Raw genomic sequence first — 16,078 nt, forward strand, 5'->3', positions numbered from 1 at the left:
AGATGCTTGGCATCTCTTGTTGCTCATAATCTTAGTTAATTTCATATCCCATCAACAAACCGCCATCTTCTGCATAGAAACTGCAGAGACCAGACGTCGGGATGATTTTGATATCCGCTTGCGGGAAGGTTTCTAGCAAGCGTTCTGACAATTGCTGACAGAATTTTTCATTACTGCGATGAGCCATGACAATTCGACCACCAGCATAGCCAGCTTTGGTGAGTTCTTCATAGGCTGCTTGAAGGGATTTTTTTGGTCCACGCGCTTTCTGGAGCAGTTCTAAGGTTCCAGTTTCACTTGCTTCCCCAACCATACGGATGTTGAGGAGGCCAACAACTGTACCGATCAGCTTACTCAAACGGCCATTTTTTACCAAGTTATCGACCTTAGCAAGGACAAAAAGCAACTTCGTTTTTTCTTGGTAGGCTGTGATTGCTTCAACAATTTCCTCATAAGAAAGTCCTTGATCAATCAAACTATTGATTTTCTCGACAATCAAGTCAACTTCACCACCTGCAGACAAAGTATCGATTACATGAATCTGAGTGTCAGGGTGTTCTTCCAGATAGATATTCTTAGCGAGCTGTGCACTATTATGGCTACCTGAAAGAGTACCAGTAATGGTAACGACAAAGATATGCTTAGCACCTTCAAATGCACGTAAGTAATCATCAGGGCTAGGACAGGCTGATTTTGAAGCCTCAGAAGTCGCATACATGGTTTCCATCATGTGGTTAATGTCGAGATTGGCATCATCGATAAAGACCTGATCAGCTACTTGAATGGTTAAAGGAACACTCACAAATTCAGTATCGATAGCAGGAGTTGCCAGTTGACGATAATCACAACCAGAGTCAGCTACAATCTTCCAAGTCATAGAAATTCTCCATCTTTGTCACTTATACATTGACAAAGGTTCTGTCTTTTTTTACAATTATATCATGAAAGCCCTTGAAACAAAAGTACCACCTCTCTGTTGTCACAAGTAGAAAGAAATTGTTATGTCTGAACGTAAAATATCTGAAAAATCTCTTGAAAATCTCAGAAAATCAAATCAAGAATCCAATTTTTTAACCAGAGAAGCAATCGAGACGGCTCTTTTGCAACTTCTAGAGAAAAAAGATTTGGCCAAGATTAGCATTTCGGAGCTGGTCAAACGGGCTGGCGTCTCTCGTGCCGCCTTCTATCGTAACTATGACTCCAAAGAAGAGATTTTGGAAAGCGTCTTTAAACGCAGTGTCCATAACATTATGGAACAGTTGAGCCACTACGATGTCAAAACTGATCTTTATCTAGTCTGGGTTCACCTTTTCCGCGCAGCTAAGAAAGAAGCCAAGGTTATCCAACTTGCTCTGGATTACCATTTGGAAAAGATTTTTGTCCAAGCCATGCAGGAATTTCTAGAAAAATACCACGGAAAGTCAAAAGGCGTTAGTAGCTACCTTCATTCCTTTTGGAGTTCTGCCATCGTATCGGTTCTGCTCAAATGGATCAAGGATGGCATGAAGGTTCCAGCTGAAAAGATTGCAGATTTACGCTTGCCATTTTTCAAAAAATAGGGAATAAGGAGAATACTTATGACAGAAAAAAGACTGGCTTGGGATGAGTACTTTGCAGCCCAGGCCTTACTGATTGCCAATCGTTCAACCTGTAAACGTGCCAAGGTGGGAGCTGTTCTCGTTAAGGACAATAAAGTCATTTCAACAGGCTACAATGGTTCCGTATCAGGAACGGAGCACTGTATTGACCACGAATGTTTAGTCATTGAAGGACACTGTGTTCGAACCCTTCACGCCGAGGTCAATGCCGTCTTGCAAGGGGCTGAACGAGGGGTTCCCAGAGGATTTACAGCCTATGTGACCCATTTCCCTTGTCTGAACTGCACCAAACAACTGCTTCAAGTTGGTTGTAAGCGCGTGGTTTATATCAACCAGTACCGAATGGATGACTATGCCCAGTACCTTTATCAAGAAAAAGGCACCGAGTTAACCCATTTACCATTAGAGACTGTTCAGACAGCTCTTCAAGAGGCAGATTTGATTTAAAAATTAATAAAAATAAATGGTTTAGAAAGCTTTTTAAACCGTTTTTTGATATAATAAGAAGAATAAATTGAAAGAAGGAACTCAGAAAATGGGAAAAATTGAAGTCATTAATCATCCACTCATTCAACACAAATTGTCAATCTTGCGACGTACAGATACTTCTACAAAAGCTTTTCGTGAGCTAGTAGATGAGATTGCGATGTTGATGGGATATGAAGTACTTCGTGATCTTCCACTTGAAGACGTGGAAATCGAAACACCTATCACAAAGACCGTTCAAAAACAATTGGCTGGTAAAAAATTGGCGATTGTCCCAATCTTGCGTGCAGGTATCGGGATGGTAGATGGCCTCTTGAGCTTGGTTCCAGCAGCCAAAGTTGGACACATCGGTATGTACCGTGATGAAGAAACCCTTCAACCAGTTGAATACTTGGTGAAATTGCCTGAGGATATTGACCAACGTCAAATCTTTGTCGTTGATCCAATGTTGGCAACAGGTGGCTCAGCAATCTTGGCAGTAGATTCCCTTAAAAAACGAGGCGCTTCAAATATCAAGTTTGTCTGCCTAGTATCTGCTCCAGAAGGTGTGAAAGCTTTTCAAGAAGCACACCCAGATGTAGAAATCTTTACAGCAGCCTTGGATGAACGCTTGAACGAACACGGTTATATCGTTCCAGGTCTTGGAGATGCTGGAGACCGCTTGTTCGGTACTAAATAAAATCCCAAAGTAAATAGTGAAACTAGAAGTTCGTTTTTGACTTGAAAGGAGGTTGAGTTTTTGTTTCTGTTTAGAGAATAGAGCAAAAATTTGACCTTTTTTGACCAAAAAGATATAATAGTTTTGTATTGAGTCGTAAGACTAAGAAAATTCAACATAAAACATAAAAGGAGAAATGAATGATTCCTGTAGTTATTGAACAAACAAGCCGTGGAGAACGTTCCTATGACATTTACTCTCGTCTTCTGAAAGACCGCATCATCATGCTAACAGGTCCAGTTGAAGACAACATGGCCAACTCCGTTATTGCTCAGTTGCTCTTCTTGGATGCCCAAGACAGCACAAAAGATATTTACCTTTATGTCAACACACCTGGAGGATCTGTTTCAGCTGGTTTGGCAATCGTTGATACCATGAACTTTATCAAGGCAGATGTCCAAACAATCGTTATGGGGATGGCTGCATCCATGGGGACTGTCATTGCATCAAGTGGCGCAAAAGGCAAACGTTTCATGCTTCCAAATGCAGAGTACATGATTCACCAACCAATGGGTGGTACAGGTGGTGGTACCCAACAGACAGATATGGCAATCGCTGCAGAGCACTTGCTCAAAACTCGTAGGACATTGGAGCAAATCCTTGCAGATAACTCTGGTAAATCAGTCGAGCAAATTCATGCAGATGCGGAACGTGATTACTGGATGAGTGCCCAAGAAACACTTGAATATGGCTTTATTGATGAAATCATGGCCAACAATTCTTTAAGCTAAGCAACCTAGAAAGCAAACTCGACGGAGTTTGCTTTTTTTGGTATAATAGGGGAAGATTTCTTAGAAAGAGGATCCCTCATGTTTGAAAAAACAAATCGATCAGGATTAATCATCTATCTCTACTATAATCGAGATGCAAAAAAAATTCAGGAATACGGTGATATCTGTTACCACTCCAAAAAACATCGTTACTTGCAACTCTATGTTCCAACTGAGGAGCTAGATGACTTGGTTGAGAGATTAGGTAAGGAAAGATATATCAAGAAAATTAGACGTTGCCATATTCAAGAGCTAGAAACTCCCTTCGTTGGCAATCTCTATCGGACTGAAGAAAACGTTATCATTTAAAAAAGTTAAACAAATACATTGACAATTTTCTGATAATTCGGTATATTCTTAACATACAATTTTTGAAACAACTATAAGGAGATTAAAAATGAAGAAAAAATTTGCCCTATCTTTTGTGGCTCTTGCTAGTGTGGCTCTTCTTGCTGCCTGTGGAGAGGTCAAGTCAGGAGCGTCAAACACAACTGGAAATCCAGTAGACGAAAAAACAATTAAAATCGGTTTTAACTTTGAAGAGACAGGTGCTGTGGCAGCTTACGGTACAGCCGAACAAAAAGGTGCCCAACTTGCTGTAGACGAAATCAACGCTGCAGGTGGAATTGATGGAAAACAAATCGAAGTTGTGAACAAAGACAACAAGTCAGAAACTGCTGAAGCAGCTTCTGTTACAACAAACCTTGTTACCCAATCAAAAGTAGCAGCTATTGTAGGACCTGCGACATCTGGTGCAACTGCTGCAGCTGTAGCTAACGCTACTAAAGCTGGAGTGCCATTGATTTCACCAAGTGCTACTCAAGACGGTTTGACTAAAGGTCAAGATTACCTCTTTATCGGAACATTCCAAGATAGCTTCCAAGGGAAGATTATCTCTAACTATGTCACAAACAAGTTGAATGCTAAGAAGGTTGTTCTTTATACTGACAACGCTAGTGACTATGCTAAAGGTATTGCTAAATCTTTCCGCGAAGCCTACAAGGGTGAGATTGTAGCAGATGAAACGTTTGTAGCAGGTGATACTGACTTCCAAGCAGCCCTTACTAAAATGAAAGACAAAGAGTTTGATGCTATCGTTGTTCCAGGTTACTACACAGAAGCTGGTAAAATTGTAAACCAAGCTCGTGGTATGGGAATTGATAAACCAATCATTGGTGGTGATGGATTTAACGGTGAAGAATTTGTTCAACAAGCAACTGCTGAAAGAGCATCAAACATTTACTTCATCTCTGGATTCTCAACTACAGTTGATGTTTCTGCAAAAGCTAAAGCTTTCCTTGAAGCATACCGTGCTAAATACAACGAAGAGCCTTCAACATTCTCAGCTTTAGCCTATGACTCAGTTTACCTAGTAGCAAATGCTGCAAAAGGTGCTAAAAACTCAGGTGAAATCAAGGACAACCTTGCTAAAACCAAAGATTTTGATGGTGTAACTGGTCAGACAAGCTTTGATGCTGACCACAATACAGTGAAAACTGCTTACATGATGACCATGAACAATGGTAAAGTTGAAGAAGCAGAAGTTGTAAAACCATAACATTAGAATAGTAATTGAAATGGGGAATGAGCCTTTGACTCACTCCCTGTTTCGGTGTTTATGAACTTGTGAAAATAATGAAATTTTCTAAAAAATAAGGATAGAAAAGAGTGAATGCTATGCTCCAACAACTTGTGAATGGTCTAATTCTGGGTAGTGTTTATGCACTTTTGGCTCTGGGTTATACCATGGTTTATGGAATTATCAAACTCATCAACTTCGCCCATGGCGATATTTACATGATGGGTGCCTTTATTGGTTACTTTTTGATTAATTCTTTCCAAATGGATTTCTTTTTAGCTTTAATTATTTCAATGGCAGGGACCGCATTGCTTGGTGTTGTGATTGAGTTTCTTGCCTACCGTCCTTTACGACACTCTACACGTATTGCTGTATTGATTACTGCCATCGGAGTGTCTTTCCTACTGGAATACGGAATGGTTTATTTAGTAGGTGCTAATACTCGTGCCTTCCCTCAAGCAATTGAAACAGTCCGCTTTGACTTGGGACCAATTAGCTTGACAAACGTTCAATTGATGATTTTAGCAGTTTCTGTACTCTTGATGGTTTTATTGCAATTGATCGTCCAAAAAACAAAAATGGGGAAAGCCATGCGTGCGGTATCAGTTGATAGTGACGCAGCTCAATTGATGGGAATTAATGTAAATCGTACAATCAGCTTTACCTTTGCTTTGGGTTCAGCCCTTGCTGGTGCAGCAGGTGTCCTCATTGCCCTTTACTACAACTCTCTTGAACCTTTGATGGGTGTGACTCCAGGTCTGAAATCATTCGTTGCGGCCGTACTCGGTGGTATCGGGATTATTCCTGGTGCAGCTCTAGGGGGATTTGTAATTGGCTTGTTGGAAACATTTGCTACTGCCTTCGGTATGTCTGATTTCCGTGATGCTATCGTATATGGAATCTTGCTTTTGATTCTGATTGTTCGACCTGCAGGTATCCTTGGTAAGAATGTGAAAGAGAAGGTGTAAACAATGAAGACAAATCTTAAAGTAAATACTCTCTGGTTATTCCTTCTGTTAGCGGGTTATGGATTGATTACTGTACTGGTTTCTGCTGGTGTTCTCAATCTATTCCATGTCCAAATTTTAGAACAAATTGGGATTAATATCATCCTTGCAGTAGGTTTGAACTTAATCGTTGGTTTTTCAGGACAATTCTCACTTGGTCATGCAGGTTTTATGGCGATTGGGGCTTATGCAGCAGCGATTATTGGTTCAAAATCACCAACCTATGGTGCCTTCTTTGGAGCAATGGTCTTGGGTGCCTTGATTTCTGGTGCAGTCGCTTTGCTCGTTGGGATTCCAACGCTTCGTTTAAAGGGTGACTACCTGGCTGTTGCGACACTAGGTGTTTCAGAAATCATTCGTATCTTTATCATTAATGGTGGCAGTTTGACCAACGGTGCTGCTGGTATCTTGGGTATTCCAAACTTTACCAACTGGCAAATGGTTTATCTTTTTGTAGTGATTACAACTATTGCAACTCTCAATTTCTTACGTAGTCCAATTGGACGCTCTACTCTATCTGTTCGTGAGGATGAGATTGCTGCAGAATCCGTTGGGGTAAACACTACAAAGATCAAGATTATCGCTTTTGTCTTTGGTGCTATTACAGCAAGTATTGCTGGTTCACTTCAGGCTGGTTTTATCGGATCTGTTGTTCCAAAAGATTACACCTTTATTAATTCCATCAATGTGTTGATTATCGTTGTATTTGGTGGACTTGGATCCATTACTGGTACCATCGTTTCAGCGATTGTTTTAGGAATTTTAAATATGCTCCTTCAGGATGTAGCAAGCGTACGTATGATCATCTACGCTTTGGCTCTTGTATTGGTCATGATTTTCAGACCAGGTGGACTTCTTGGGACATGGGAATTGAGTCTATCACGTTTCTTTAAAAAATCGAAGAGGGAGGGACAAAACTAATGGCATTACTTGAAGTTAAACAGTTAACCAAACATTTTGGCGGTCTAACAGCTGTTGGAGATGTCACTCTTGAATTGAATGAGGGAGAATTGGTTGGTCTGATTGGACCAAACGGGGCTGGTAAAACGACCCTTTTCAATCTCTTGACCGGTGTTTATGAACCAAGCGAAGGTACTGTGACACTAGATGGTCACCTCCTAAATGGGAAAACTCCCTATAAGATTGCTTCACTTGGTCTCAGTCGTACTTTCCAAAATATTCGTTTGTTCAAGGACTTGACAGTTTTGGAAAATGTTTTGATTGCATTTAGCAATCATCATAAACAACATGTCCTTGCGAGCTTTCTACGTCTACCAGCTTTTTATAAGAATGAGGAAGAATTAAAAAGCAAAGCTCTGGACTTGTTGAAGATCTTTGATTTGGATGGTGACGCAGATACTCTTGCGAAGAATCTGGCCTATGGTCAACAACGTCGATTAGAAATCGTTCGTGCTCTGGCAACCGAACCCAAGATTCTCTTTTTGGACGAACCTGCAGCTGGTATGAATCCACAAGAAACAGCTGAATTGACAGAATTGATCCGTCGTATCAAAGATGAATTTAAAATTACCATCATGCTGATTGAACATGACATGAATTTGGTTATGGAAGTCACTGAGCGTATCTATGTTCTTGAATATGGTCGTTTGATTGCTCATGGGACTCCGGATGAAATTAAGAACAACAAACGCGTTATCGAAGCTTATCTAGGAGGTGAAGCCTAATGTCTATGTTAAAAGTTGAAAACCTCTCTGTGCATTACGGTATGATCCAAGCAGTTCGTGATGTAAGTTTCGAGGTTAATGAAGGTGAAGTTGTTTCCTTGATTGGTGCCAATGGTGCTGGTAAAACAACCATTCTTCGTACCCTTTCAGGTTTGGTTCGTCCAAGTGCTGGCAAAATTCAGTTTTTAGGAAAAGAAATTCAAAAGTTGCCAGCGCAAAAAATCGTAGCAGGTGGCCTTTCACAAGTTCCTGAGGGACGCCATGTTTTCCCAGGTTTGACTGTTATGGAAAACTTAGAAATGGGAGCCTTTTTAAAGAAAAATCGTGAAGAAAATCAAGCCAACTTGAAAAAAGTCTTTTCACGTTTCCCTCGTCTTGAAGAGCGTAAAAACCAAGATGCGGCAACTCTTTCAGGTGGTGAACAGCAGATGCTGGCTATGGGACGCGCTCTCATGTCTACACCTAAGCTCCTTCTCTTGGATGAGCCGTCAATGGGACTTGCCCCGATCTTTATCCAAGAAATTTTTGATATCATTCAAGATATTCAGAAGCAAGGAACAACAGTTCTCCTAATTGAACAGAACGCTAACAAGGCTCTTGCTATCTCTGACCGTGGTTATGTACTTGAAACAGGCAAGATTGTCCTATCAGGAACAGGAAAAGACCTCGCCTCATCAGAAGAAGTCAGAAAAGCATATCTAGGTGGCTAAAAAGGTCCGGGGGACCTTTTTAGTCGGCGGATAAAAATTGCGCAAGCAATTCTCCTCTAGTCTGGGAGACTAGTTTAGGCTGTGGATGGAGATTGCGCACGCAATCCCTCTATAGTCCGGGGGACCTTTTTAGTCGGCAGATAAGGATTGCAGCCAAGCGACACCTAATACGACTACTTATCAAAAATATAAAATATTTCAGGGCTCCAGAATAAGGAGCTCTTTTATTTATATGTTTTTGAGGAAAGAGAAGAAGGCCTTAATTTTTACTAATTGTTTCCCTATTTGAATTGACAGTCATTTTTGTTCATATTATAATATGAGTAAGAAAAAATTGAACAGGAGGACTGAGAATGGTAACAGAAAAACAATTTAAACTTTTGCGTTTTATGTTGATACATAAAGAAAAGACATTTACTCAGAGACAGTTAGCTGAAGAGTTAGATCTATCTTTAGGAACAATCAACGCATTATTGAAAAAACTGAAAGAAGAGAAGTGGGTTGATGAGGAGCTTCACTTAACTGAACTAGGTCAGAAAGTTTTAGAACCCTATCGAGTAAAAAATGCCATTATAATGGCTGCTGGCATGAGTAGCCGTTTTGCTCCTTTGTCTTATGAGATTCCCAAAGGATTGCTTCAAGTCAAGGGTGAACGCTTGATTGAGAGGGAAATCAGACAACTGCAAGAAGCAGGAATAGAAGATATAACCGTTATTGTAGGCTATCTTCAAGAAAAAATGTTCTATCTTACAGAGAAGTTTGGTGTAAAAATTGTAGTAAATAATGATTACTACAAATATAATAACTGTTCGTCTCTTATGTTGGTTAAAAATCAACTTTCCAACACGTATATTTGTTCATCGGATAATTATTTTGTGGAAAATCCTTTTGAGCAATATATTTATAGAGGTTACTACTCGACGATATTTGCAGAAGGTCAAACTGACGAATATTGTGTTACAGAGGATTCGAATCACACCATCGTTGATATCCAGATTGGTGGAGAAAATACTTGGGCTATGGTGGGGCACGTTTATTTTGACCGTGCATTCAGCGAGAAATTCAAGGAAATTTTAGAAACCGAGTTTAAGCATGAACCTTATCGTGAACAGCTTTGGGAGGATTACTATAGTCGCCATGTCAAGGAACTCCTTTTAGAAGCGCGCCACTATTCAGCGGATATTGTTAAAGAATTTGATTCACTAGATGAACTACGTCAATTTGATGAACGTTATTTGGTAAATGCAGATTCGGCCATTATTGATAATATCTGTAAGACATTAAAGTGTGTGGCTTCAGATATTGTCAATATCAAACCACTAAAAGATGGATTAACCAACACATCATTTTCATTTGACTGTCTAGGGAAAAGATATGTTTACCGTCATCCGGGTAGGGGAACAGAAAATTATATCGACCGAGCTAGTGAAGCAGCTTCTATGGAAATTGCTGCAAAATTAAAGATTGACCGTACCTTTGTAGCTATGAACAAAGATGAGGGCTGGAAAATTTCAGAATTTATTCCCAATGCTAAGCAACTGGATTATGATAATTGGGATGATGTGGCACAAGCAATGGACCTCTTGAGACGGTTACACCAATCTGGAGAAAAAACGGAACATTCCTTTGACCAATTTGAGGGAATTGATGATTTTAGAGAAAAATTGAAGGCTAGAAATCGATTTGAGTTTGATGGCCTCGAGGACTTGGATAAAACTGTTTCACTTCTCAAAAACTATTTACAGAATGATCCGAAACAGGTTGTCCTTTGTCATGGAGATTCCTATAGTCCTAATTTCTTGTTGAATGAAGCAGGTGAAATGAGCTTGATTGATTGGGAATATTCTGGAATGGGAGAGCCAGCAGGAGATTTGGGCACCTTTATCGCGTGTTCCAATTATACCGTAGAGGATGCTGAAAAAGTACTGGAATTGTATTTGCAAGAAGTACCAGATAAGAAAACCAAACGTCACTATTTGGCTTATGTAGCAGTGACCTCATATTATTGGTTCTTATGGGCTTTGTTCCAGGAGAGTGTCGGAAAACCAGTTGGTGAATTTCTCTACATCTGGTATCGCTATACCAAACAATATGGACAACTAGCTCTTGATTTGTATTTGGAGGAAAACTAAGATGAAAACGACATCTGAAATTGAAGAATTAGTAGCAACTGAAACAAAGAGAAGATTGGAAGAAATGGAGTCACCAAACTACGAGTTTGTTCAACCCTTCCTAAAAAGTGATTTCATTTTAATCATCTCCATAGTCCTAATCAACCTTGTTTTGATTATCTTAGCAATGACGGGAGGAATTCAATAACATGTCTAAAATGAATGACTATATCCAACAAGAAACCATAACCGGAATTGTTCCCATGACCAATAAGGATCGTCAGTATTCTTTCTGGGATCTCTTTCTATCGACAAGTGGTTTTGCCATTGCTACTTGGTGTTATACCCAAGGAGCCTATGTAGCTCAATATTTGACCTTTAATCAAATGTTGATAAATATTTTTAGCTTTAACATTATCTGGGTCTTTATTGAATGTCTCCCTATTTTGTTTGCGGTTAAGTATGGAATTGATTTGTGGATTTGGTTGAGAGCCGTTCTAGGAAAAAGAGGTGTAGCCCTGTTATCAACCATTATTAGCTTGGCTAACTTTGGATGGTATGCTGTTGCGGCCAATCTTTTTGCTAGTTCCATGATCCATTTGGCAAATAACTTTGGTCTTGGTTTGGACAAGGGAGTATGGGCGCCTATTCTTGGTACCCTCTGTGTACTGCTTGGGACTCTCATTGCTCTTGGAGGCCCAGAAGTGATTAAATGGACCAATCGCTTTTTGGTTATCGCCTTGTTGATTGTCGGTCTTATCATCGTTGGAATCTGCTTTGTCGCCGTTCCTATAACGGATATTATGAATATCCAGCCTGCCACTCAAGGAGATTTAACGCCATTAGAACGCTTCATGCTCTCTGGAGAAGGAAATGTTGCCTTTGCTTTCTCTTGGTCTACACAGGCATTGGTGTTACCACGTTTAGCAAAATCAGAACGCAGTGGTTATTGGGCTACAGCCTTATCATACGGAGTTGTGGCTCCATTCTTCGTTGCGACAGGTGGAGTCATGGCTCTAGCCATGTTTGTCAAAACAGGCGTGTATGAAAGTGATCCAACAACCATGCTATCAACTCTAAGCACCCCAGCCTTTGCTCTCTTAAGTCTACTACTAGTAGCCTTTGCTAATATTGGAACCCAGGGGACAGGATCATACGTGAACTGTATGATTGTAAAAAGTGGGATGCCCAAAGTAAGCTATAAACTAATGGTTTGGATTGCCATGGTTTACGTGAGTCTACTCACTATCTGGGGAGGAGTAGAAGAGTATTTCGGATCCTTCATCTCCCTAGCTGCCTATATTCAGGGGCCAATTATTGGTATGATTGTTGTCGACTATTTTATCTTAAGAAAACGAAAACTCGACTTGCGTTCAGCCTATTTCCTTGAAGGGCATGACGCATACGAATTTACTAAAGGATTTAACTTAGTTGGCTTGTCTTGCGTATTTATCTCTTTATTGGTAGCGGTACTATTTGTTTACAACCCTGTAACTGCACAGATTCAAAGTCCAATCTTTTTAATCACAACTGGTAGCGGATTTACTGCGCTATTTGGCGGTCTACTATATTGGCTAGCCAGTCTGAGCCCACTGAAACGTTATATGATAAAAGATCGAGACACTGTTACGATTTAAGAAGAGAGGGGACTTCGGTTCCCTTTTAACTTACACTGGTATTTTATGCAAACTTCTCAGATTATTCAAAATCTTGAAAAAGAGATGAAAGCGTTTGATAGATTTTCTAAGAAAGTGTATAATAAAAGTAGCAATAATATAGAAGGAGAAGTCTCATGGCAGTTAAAGATTTCATGACCCGTAAGGTAGTTTATATCAGTCCAGATACGACTGTAGCACACGCAGCAGATTTGATGCGCGAGCAAGGTTTGCACCGTTTACCTGTTATCGAAAACGATCAATTAGTCGGATTAGTAACAGAAGGAACCATCGCGGAAGCCAGCCCATCTAAAGCAACCAGTCTCTCTATCTATGAGATGAATTATCTTCTGAATAAAACCAAAGTAAAAGATGTAATGATTCGAGATGTCGTGACTGTTTCTGGCTATGCTAGTCTAGAAGATGCGACCTACCTGATGCTGAAAAATAAAATTGGGATATTACCAGTCGTAGACAATCATCAGGTCTACGGCGTCATTACAGACCGCGATGTTTTTCAGGCTTTCTTGGAAATCGCTGGATACGGAGAAGAGGGGATTCGTGTTCGTTTCATTACAGAAAATGAAGTCGGAGTACTGGGGAAAATTGTAGCTCTAATCGTAGAGGAGGATTTAAATATTTCCCATACTGTCAACATTCCACGTAAGGATGGCAAGGTCGTCATCGAAGTTCAAATTGATGGAAAAATCGATTTATCTGCATTAAAGGAAAAGTTTGAAAAAGAAGGAATTCAAGTGGAGGAGATCACTCATACCTCTGCTAAAGTCCTTTAAACAAGAGGCTTTAAAGCCTCTTTTCTTCTGCCATCAAAAGCGATGAAAAGCAAAATATGGAAAGAAATGAGAGATTATGGTATAATAAAACGATATGAAAAGGAGTATCTATGGACATTTCAGAAATTCGTCAAAAAATTGACGCAAATCGTGAAAAATTAGCTTCTTTTAGGGGGTCTCTTTGACCTCGAAGGCTTAGAGGAAGAGATTGCCATCTTGGAAAACAAGATGACAGAACCTGATTTTTGGAACGATAATATCGCGGCCCAAAAAACGTCGCAAGAATTAAATGAATTAAAAAACACCTACAACACCTTCCGTAAAATGGAAGAGTTGCAGGATGAAGTTGAGATTTTATTGGACTTTTTAGCAGAAGACGAGTCAGTCCATGATGAACTGGTCGAACAGTTGACAGAACTGGATAAGATGATGACCCGCTACGAGATGACCCTTCTCTTGTCAGAACCTTATGACCATAATAATGCAATCTTGGAAATCCATCCAGGATCTGGTGGTACTGAGGCTCAGGATTGGGGCGATATGTTGCTTCGTATGTATACTCGTTATGGAAATGCAAAAGGCTTTAAAGTAGAAGTATTGGATTACCAGGCTGGTGATGAAGCAGGTATCAAGTCTGTGACCTTGTCTTTTGAAGGACCCAATGCATACGGCCTACTTAAATCAGAAATGGGTGTTCACCGTTTGGTCCGTATTTCGCCATTTGACTCTGCCAAACGTCGCCATACTTCATTTACATCCGTAGAGGTTATGCCTGAGTTGGATGATACCATCGAAGTGGAGATTCGTGAAGATGATATCAAAATGGATACCTTCCGTTCAGGTGGCGCTGGAGGACAAAACGTCAATAAGGTTTCAACAGGTGTGCGTTTGACACACATTCCTACGGGAACTGTCGTCCAATCAACGGTCGATCGTACCCAGTATGGAAATAGAGATCGTGCCATGAAGATGTTGCAGGCTAAGCTCTATCAAATGGAGCAAGAAAAGAAAGCTGCGGAAGTTGATTCCCTTAAAGGTGAGAAAAAAGAAATCACATGGGGAAGCCAAATCCGTTCATATGTTTTCACGCCTTATACTATGGTAAAAGATCACCGTACAAGCTTTGAAGTTGCTCAGGTAGATAAGGTGATGGATGGAGACCTTGATGGTTTTATCGATGCCTACCTCAAGTGGCGAATCAGCTAAGATAGAAAGGAACTCATATGTCAATCATTGAAATGAGAGATGTTGTCAAAAAGTATGACAATGGAACGACTGCCCTGCGTGGAGTATCTGTTACCATTGAACCAGGAGAGTTTGCCTATATCGTAGGACCTTCTGGGGCAGGTAAGTCAACCTTTATTCGAGCTTTATACCGAGAAGTAAAGATTGAAAAAGGAAGCCTAACAGTTGCAGGCTTTAATTTAGTTAAAATTAAGAAGAAAGATGTCCCGCTTCTACGTCGTAGTGTTGGGGTAGTCTTCCAGGATTACAAACTCTTGCCTAAGAAGACCGTTTATGAGAATATTGCCTATGCAATGGAAGTAATCGGTGAGAGCCGTCGCAATATCAAAAAACGTGTTATGGAAGTATTGGACCTGGTTGGTTTGAAACATAAGGTTCGCTCTTTCCCTAATGAACTCTCAGGTGGAGAGCAGCAACGGATTGCGATTGCTCGCGCGATTGTCAACAATCCTAAAGTATTGATTGCCGATGAGCCAACAGGAAACTTGGACCCAGATAATTCATGGGAAATTATGAATCTGTTGGAACGCATCAATCTCCAAGGTACTACTGTCTTGATGGCAACCCACAATAGCCAGATTGTAAATACCTTGCGCCACCGTGTCATTGCCATTGAAAATGGCCGTGTCGTTCGTGACGAAGCTAAAGGAGAATATGGATACGATGATTAGTAGATTTTTTCGCCATTTATTTGAATCATTAAAAAGTTTAAAACGAAATGGCTGGATGACAGTAGCAGCAGTGAGTTCGGTTATGATTACCTTGACACTTGTTGCCCTGTTTGCATCTGTAATTTTTAATACAGCAAAACTGGCTACCGACATTGAAAACAACGTTCGGGTCATGGTTTACATTCGTAAGGATGTAGCTGATAACAGTGAAACGATTGAAAAAGAAGGTCAGACAGTTACCAATAATGACTACCACAAGGTCTATGATGCTTTGAAAGCTATGCCTGCTGTAAAAAGTGTCACCTTCTCAAGTAAAGAAGAGCAATACCAAAAATTGACGGAAACAATGGGTGACGATTGGAAGGTCTTTGAAGGAGATGCAAACCCTCTCTATGATGCCTATATCGTCGATACAAATTCTCCGAGTGATGTTAAAACGGTAGCTGAAGAAGCTAAGAAAATTGAGGGAGTATCAGAGGTTCAAGATGGTGGAGCCAACACTCAACGACTTTTTGAATTGGCTTCCTTTATCCGTGTTTGGGGATTGGTTATTGCAGGGCTCTTGATTTTCATCGCAGTCTTCCTCATTTCCAATACCATTCGTATCACTATTATTTCACGTAGTCGTGAGATTCAGATCATGCGTCTTGTAGGAGCAAAAAATGGCTATATCCGTGGTCCATTCTTGCTAGAAGGTGCTTTTATTGGCTTGCTTGGTGCAGCAATTCCTTCAGTCCTTGTATTCTTTGTTTACAATATGGTTTATCAATCGGTCAATAAATCCTTGGTAGGTCAAAACTTGTCAATGATTACTCCAGATGTGTTTATCCCTCTGATGACAGTCCTATTATTTATAATCGGAATTTTCATTGGTTCAATTGGCTCAGGGATTTCCATGCGTCGATTCTTGAAGATCTAGTTGGATTTAAATGCAAATTGCAGTAAAAATCAGAAAAATAATACATATTTAAAGGCTCTTTGTCAACTGTAGTGGGTTGATGAAAAGCTAAGCTCGAGAAAGGACAAATTTCGTCCTTTCTTTTTTGATA

At 40.2% G+C, this 16,078-nt stretch carries 18 protein-coding genes; 17 read left to right on the plus strand and 1 reads right to left on the minus strand.

From position 1 onward, the window contains the following. Positions 1-31: 31 nt before the first annotated feature. Positions 32-877 carry a DegV family protein gene (locus ACIY19_RS08060; RefSeq protein WP_409003146.1) on the minus strand — a complete coding sequence of 282 codons (846 nt, stop codon included), beginning with the start codon at positions 875-877 and terminating at the stop codon, positions 32-34. 124 nt (positions 878-1,001) lie between these two features. Here ACIY19_RS08060 and ACIY19_RS08065 point away from each other — a divergent pair, with 124 nt between their 5' ends. The 17 genes from ACIY19_RS08065 (at position 1,002) to ftsX (ending at position 15,948) form a co-directional block, all read left to right on the plus strand. Beyond that, positions 1,002-1,559: a TetR/AcrR family transcriptional regulator gene (locus ACIY19_RS08065; protein ID WP_000003897.1), complete on the plus strand. Its 558-nt coding sequence runs from the start codon at positions 1,002-1,004 to the stop codon at positions 1,557-1,559. A gap of 18 nt (positions 1,560-1,577) precedes the next feature. After that, a complete protein-coding gene (locus ACIY19_RS08070; RefSeq protein WP_409003147.1) occupies positions 1,578-2,045 on the plus strand; it encodes a deoxycytidylate deaminase in 468 nt (155 codons plus the stop codon). Positions 2,046-2,133: 88 nt separating this feature from the next. Continuing rightward, entirely contained in the window at positions 2,134-2,763 is a 630-nt protein-coding gene (gene upp, locus ACIY19_RS08075; RefSeq protein ID WP_125417079.1) for a uracil phosphoribosyltransferase, read from the plus strand. A 179-nt stretch (positions 2,764-2,942) separates the two neighbouring features. Continuing rightward, positions 2,943-3,533, plus strand: coding sequence for an ATP-dependent Clp protease proteolytic subunit ClpP (clpP, locus tag ACIY19_RS08080; RefSeq protein WP_409003148.1), 591 nt, complete (start codon positions 2,943-2,945; stop codon positions 3,531-3,533). A 78-nt stretch (positions 3,534-3,611) separates the two neighbouring features. After that, entirely contained in the window at positions 3,612-3,881 is a 270-nt protein-coding gene (locus ACIY19_RS08085; RefSeq protein WP_000462101.1) for a YlbG family protein, read from the plus strand. An 88-nt stretch (positions 3,882-3,969) separates the two neighbouring features. Continuing rightward, the gene (locus ACIY19_RS08090; RefSeq protein ID WP_409003149.1) at positions 3,970-5,130 is read left to right on the plus strand and encodes an ABC transporter substrate-binding protein; all 1,161 of its coding nucleotides are present in this window, start codon (positions 3,970-3,972) and stop codon (positions 5,128-5,130) included. Positions 5,131-5,249: 119 nt separating this feature from the next. Beyond that, on the plus strand, positions 5,250-6,119 hold the full coding sequence (locus ACIY19_RS08095; RefSeq protein WP_000941413.1) for a branched-chain amino acid ABC transporter permease: 870 nt from the start codon (positions 5,250-5,252) through the stop codon (positions 6,117-6,119). A gap of 3 nt (positions 6,120-6,122) precedes the next feature. Continuing rightward, positions 6,123-7,079 carry a branched-chain amino acid ABC transporter permease gene (locus ACIY19_RS08100; protein WP_409003150.1) on the plus strand — a complete coding sequence of 319 codons (957 nt, stop codon included), beginning with the start codon at positions 6,123-6,125 and terminating at the stop codon, positions 7,077-7,079. Beyond that, entirely contained in the window at positions 7,079-7,843 is a 765-nt protein-coding gene (locus tag ACIY19_RS08105) for an ABC transporter ATP-binding protein (RefSeq protein ID WP_001186014.1), read from the plus strand. Before ACIY19_RS08100 ends, ACIY19_RS08105 begins: the two co-directional genes overlap by 1 nt. Beyond that, complete coding sequence (locus ACIY19_RS08110; RefSeq protein WP_409003151.1) at positions 7,843-8,553, plus strand: ABC transporter ATP-binding protein; 711 nt, start codon at positions 7,843-7,845, stop codon at positions 8,551-8,553. Before ACIY19_RS08105 ends, ACIY19_RS08110 begins: the two co-directional genes overlap by 1 nt. Before the next feature lie 353 nt (positions 8,554-8,906). Beyond that, the gene (locus ACIY19_RS08115) at positions 8,907-10,685 is read left to right on the plus strand and encodes a phosphotransferase (protein WP_409003152.1); all 1,779 of its coding nucleotides are present in this window, start codon (positions 8,907-8,909) and stop codon (positions 10,683-10,685) included. A gap of 1 nt (position 10,686) precedes the next feature. Next, positions 10,687-10,872: a hypothetical protein gene (locus ACIY19_RS08120; protein WP_000859104.1), complete on the plus strand. Its 186-nt coding sequence runs from the start codon at positions 10,687-10,689 to the stop codon at positions 10,870-10,872. Position 10,873: 1 nt separating this feature from the next. After that, the gene (locus tag ACIY19_RS08125) at positions 10,874-12,301 is read left to right on the plus strand and encodes a cytosine permease (RefSeq protein ID WP_000041471.1); all 1,428 of its coding nucleotides are present in this window, start codon (positions 10,874-10,876) and stop codon (positions 12,299-12,301) included. 155 nt (positions 12,302-12,456) lie between these two features. Next, on the plus strand, positions 12,457-13,113 hold the full coding sequence (locus ACIY19_RS08130) for a CBS domain-containing protein (protein WP_409003153.1): 657 nt from the start codon (positions 12,457-12,459) through the stop codon (positions 13,111-13,113). Positions 13,114-13,223: 110 nt separating this feature from the next. Then, positions 13,224-14,319 (plus strand): peptide chain release factor 2 gene (gene prfB, locus ACIY19_RS08135; RefSeq protein WP_409003154.1). Its coding sequence is split into 2 segments (ribosomal slippage): positions 13,224-13,295 and positions 13,297-14,319, totalling 1,095 coding nucleotides; the frame shifts between segments, so codons are not numbered across the junction. Between the two features lie 17 nt (positions 14,320-14,336). Beyond that, positions 14,337-15,029 (plus strand): cell division ATP-binding protein FtsE, encoded by a 693-nt coding sequence (gene ftsE, locus ACIY19_RS08140; RefSeq protein WP_000022275.1) that lies wholly within the window; start codon positions 14,337-14,339, stop codon positions 15,027-15,029. Then, positions 15,022-15,948, plus strand: coding sequence for a permease-like cell division protein FtsX (gene ftsX / locus ACIY19_RS08145; RefSeq protein WP_139689339.1), 927 nt, complete (start codon positions 15,022-15,024; stop codon positions 15,946-15,948). The genes ftsE and ftsX overlap by 8 nt, the downstream gene beginning before the upstream one ends. The last annotated feature ends 130 nt before the right edge of the window (positions 15,949-16,078 follow it).

Origin of the sequence: Streptococcus sp. ST14, from assembly GCF_046098195.1 — a bacterium.
GTDB lineage: Bacteria > Bacillota > Bacilli > Lactobacillales > Streptococcaceae > Streptococcus.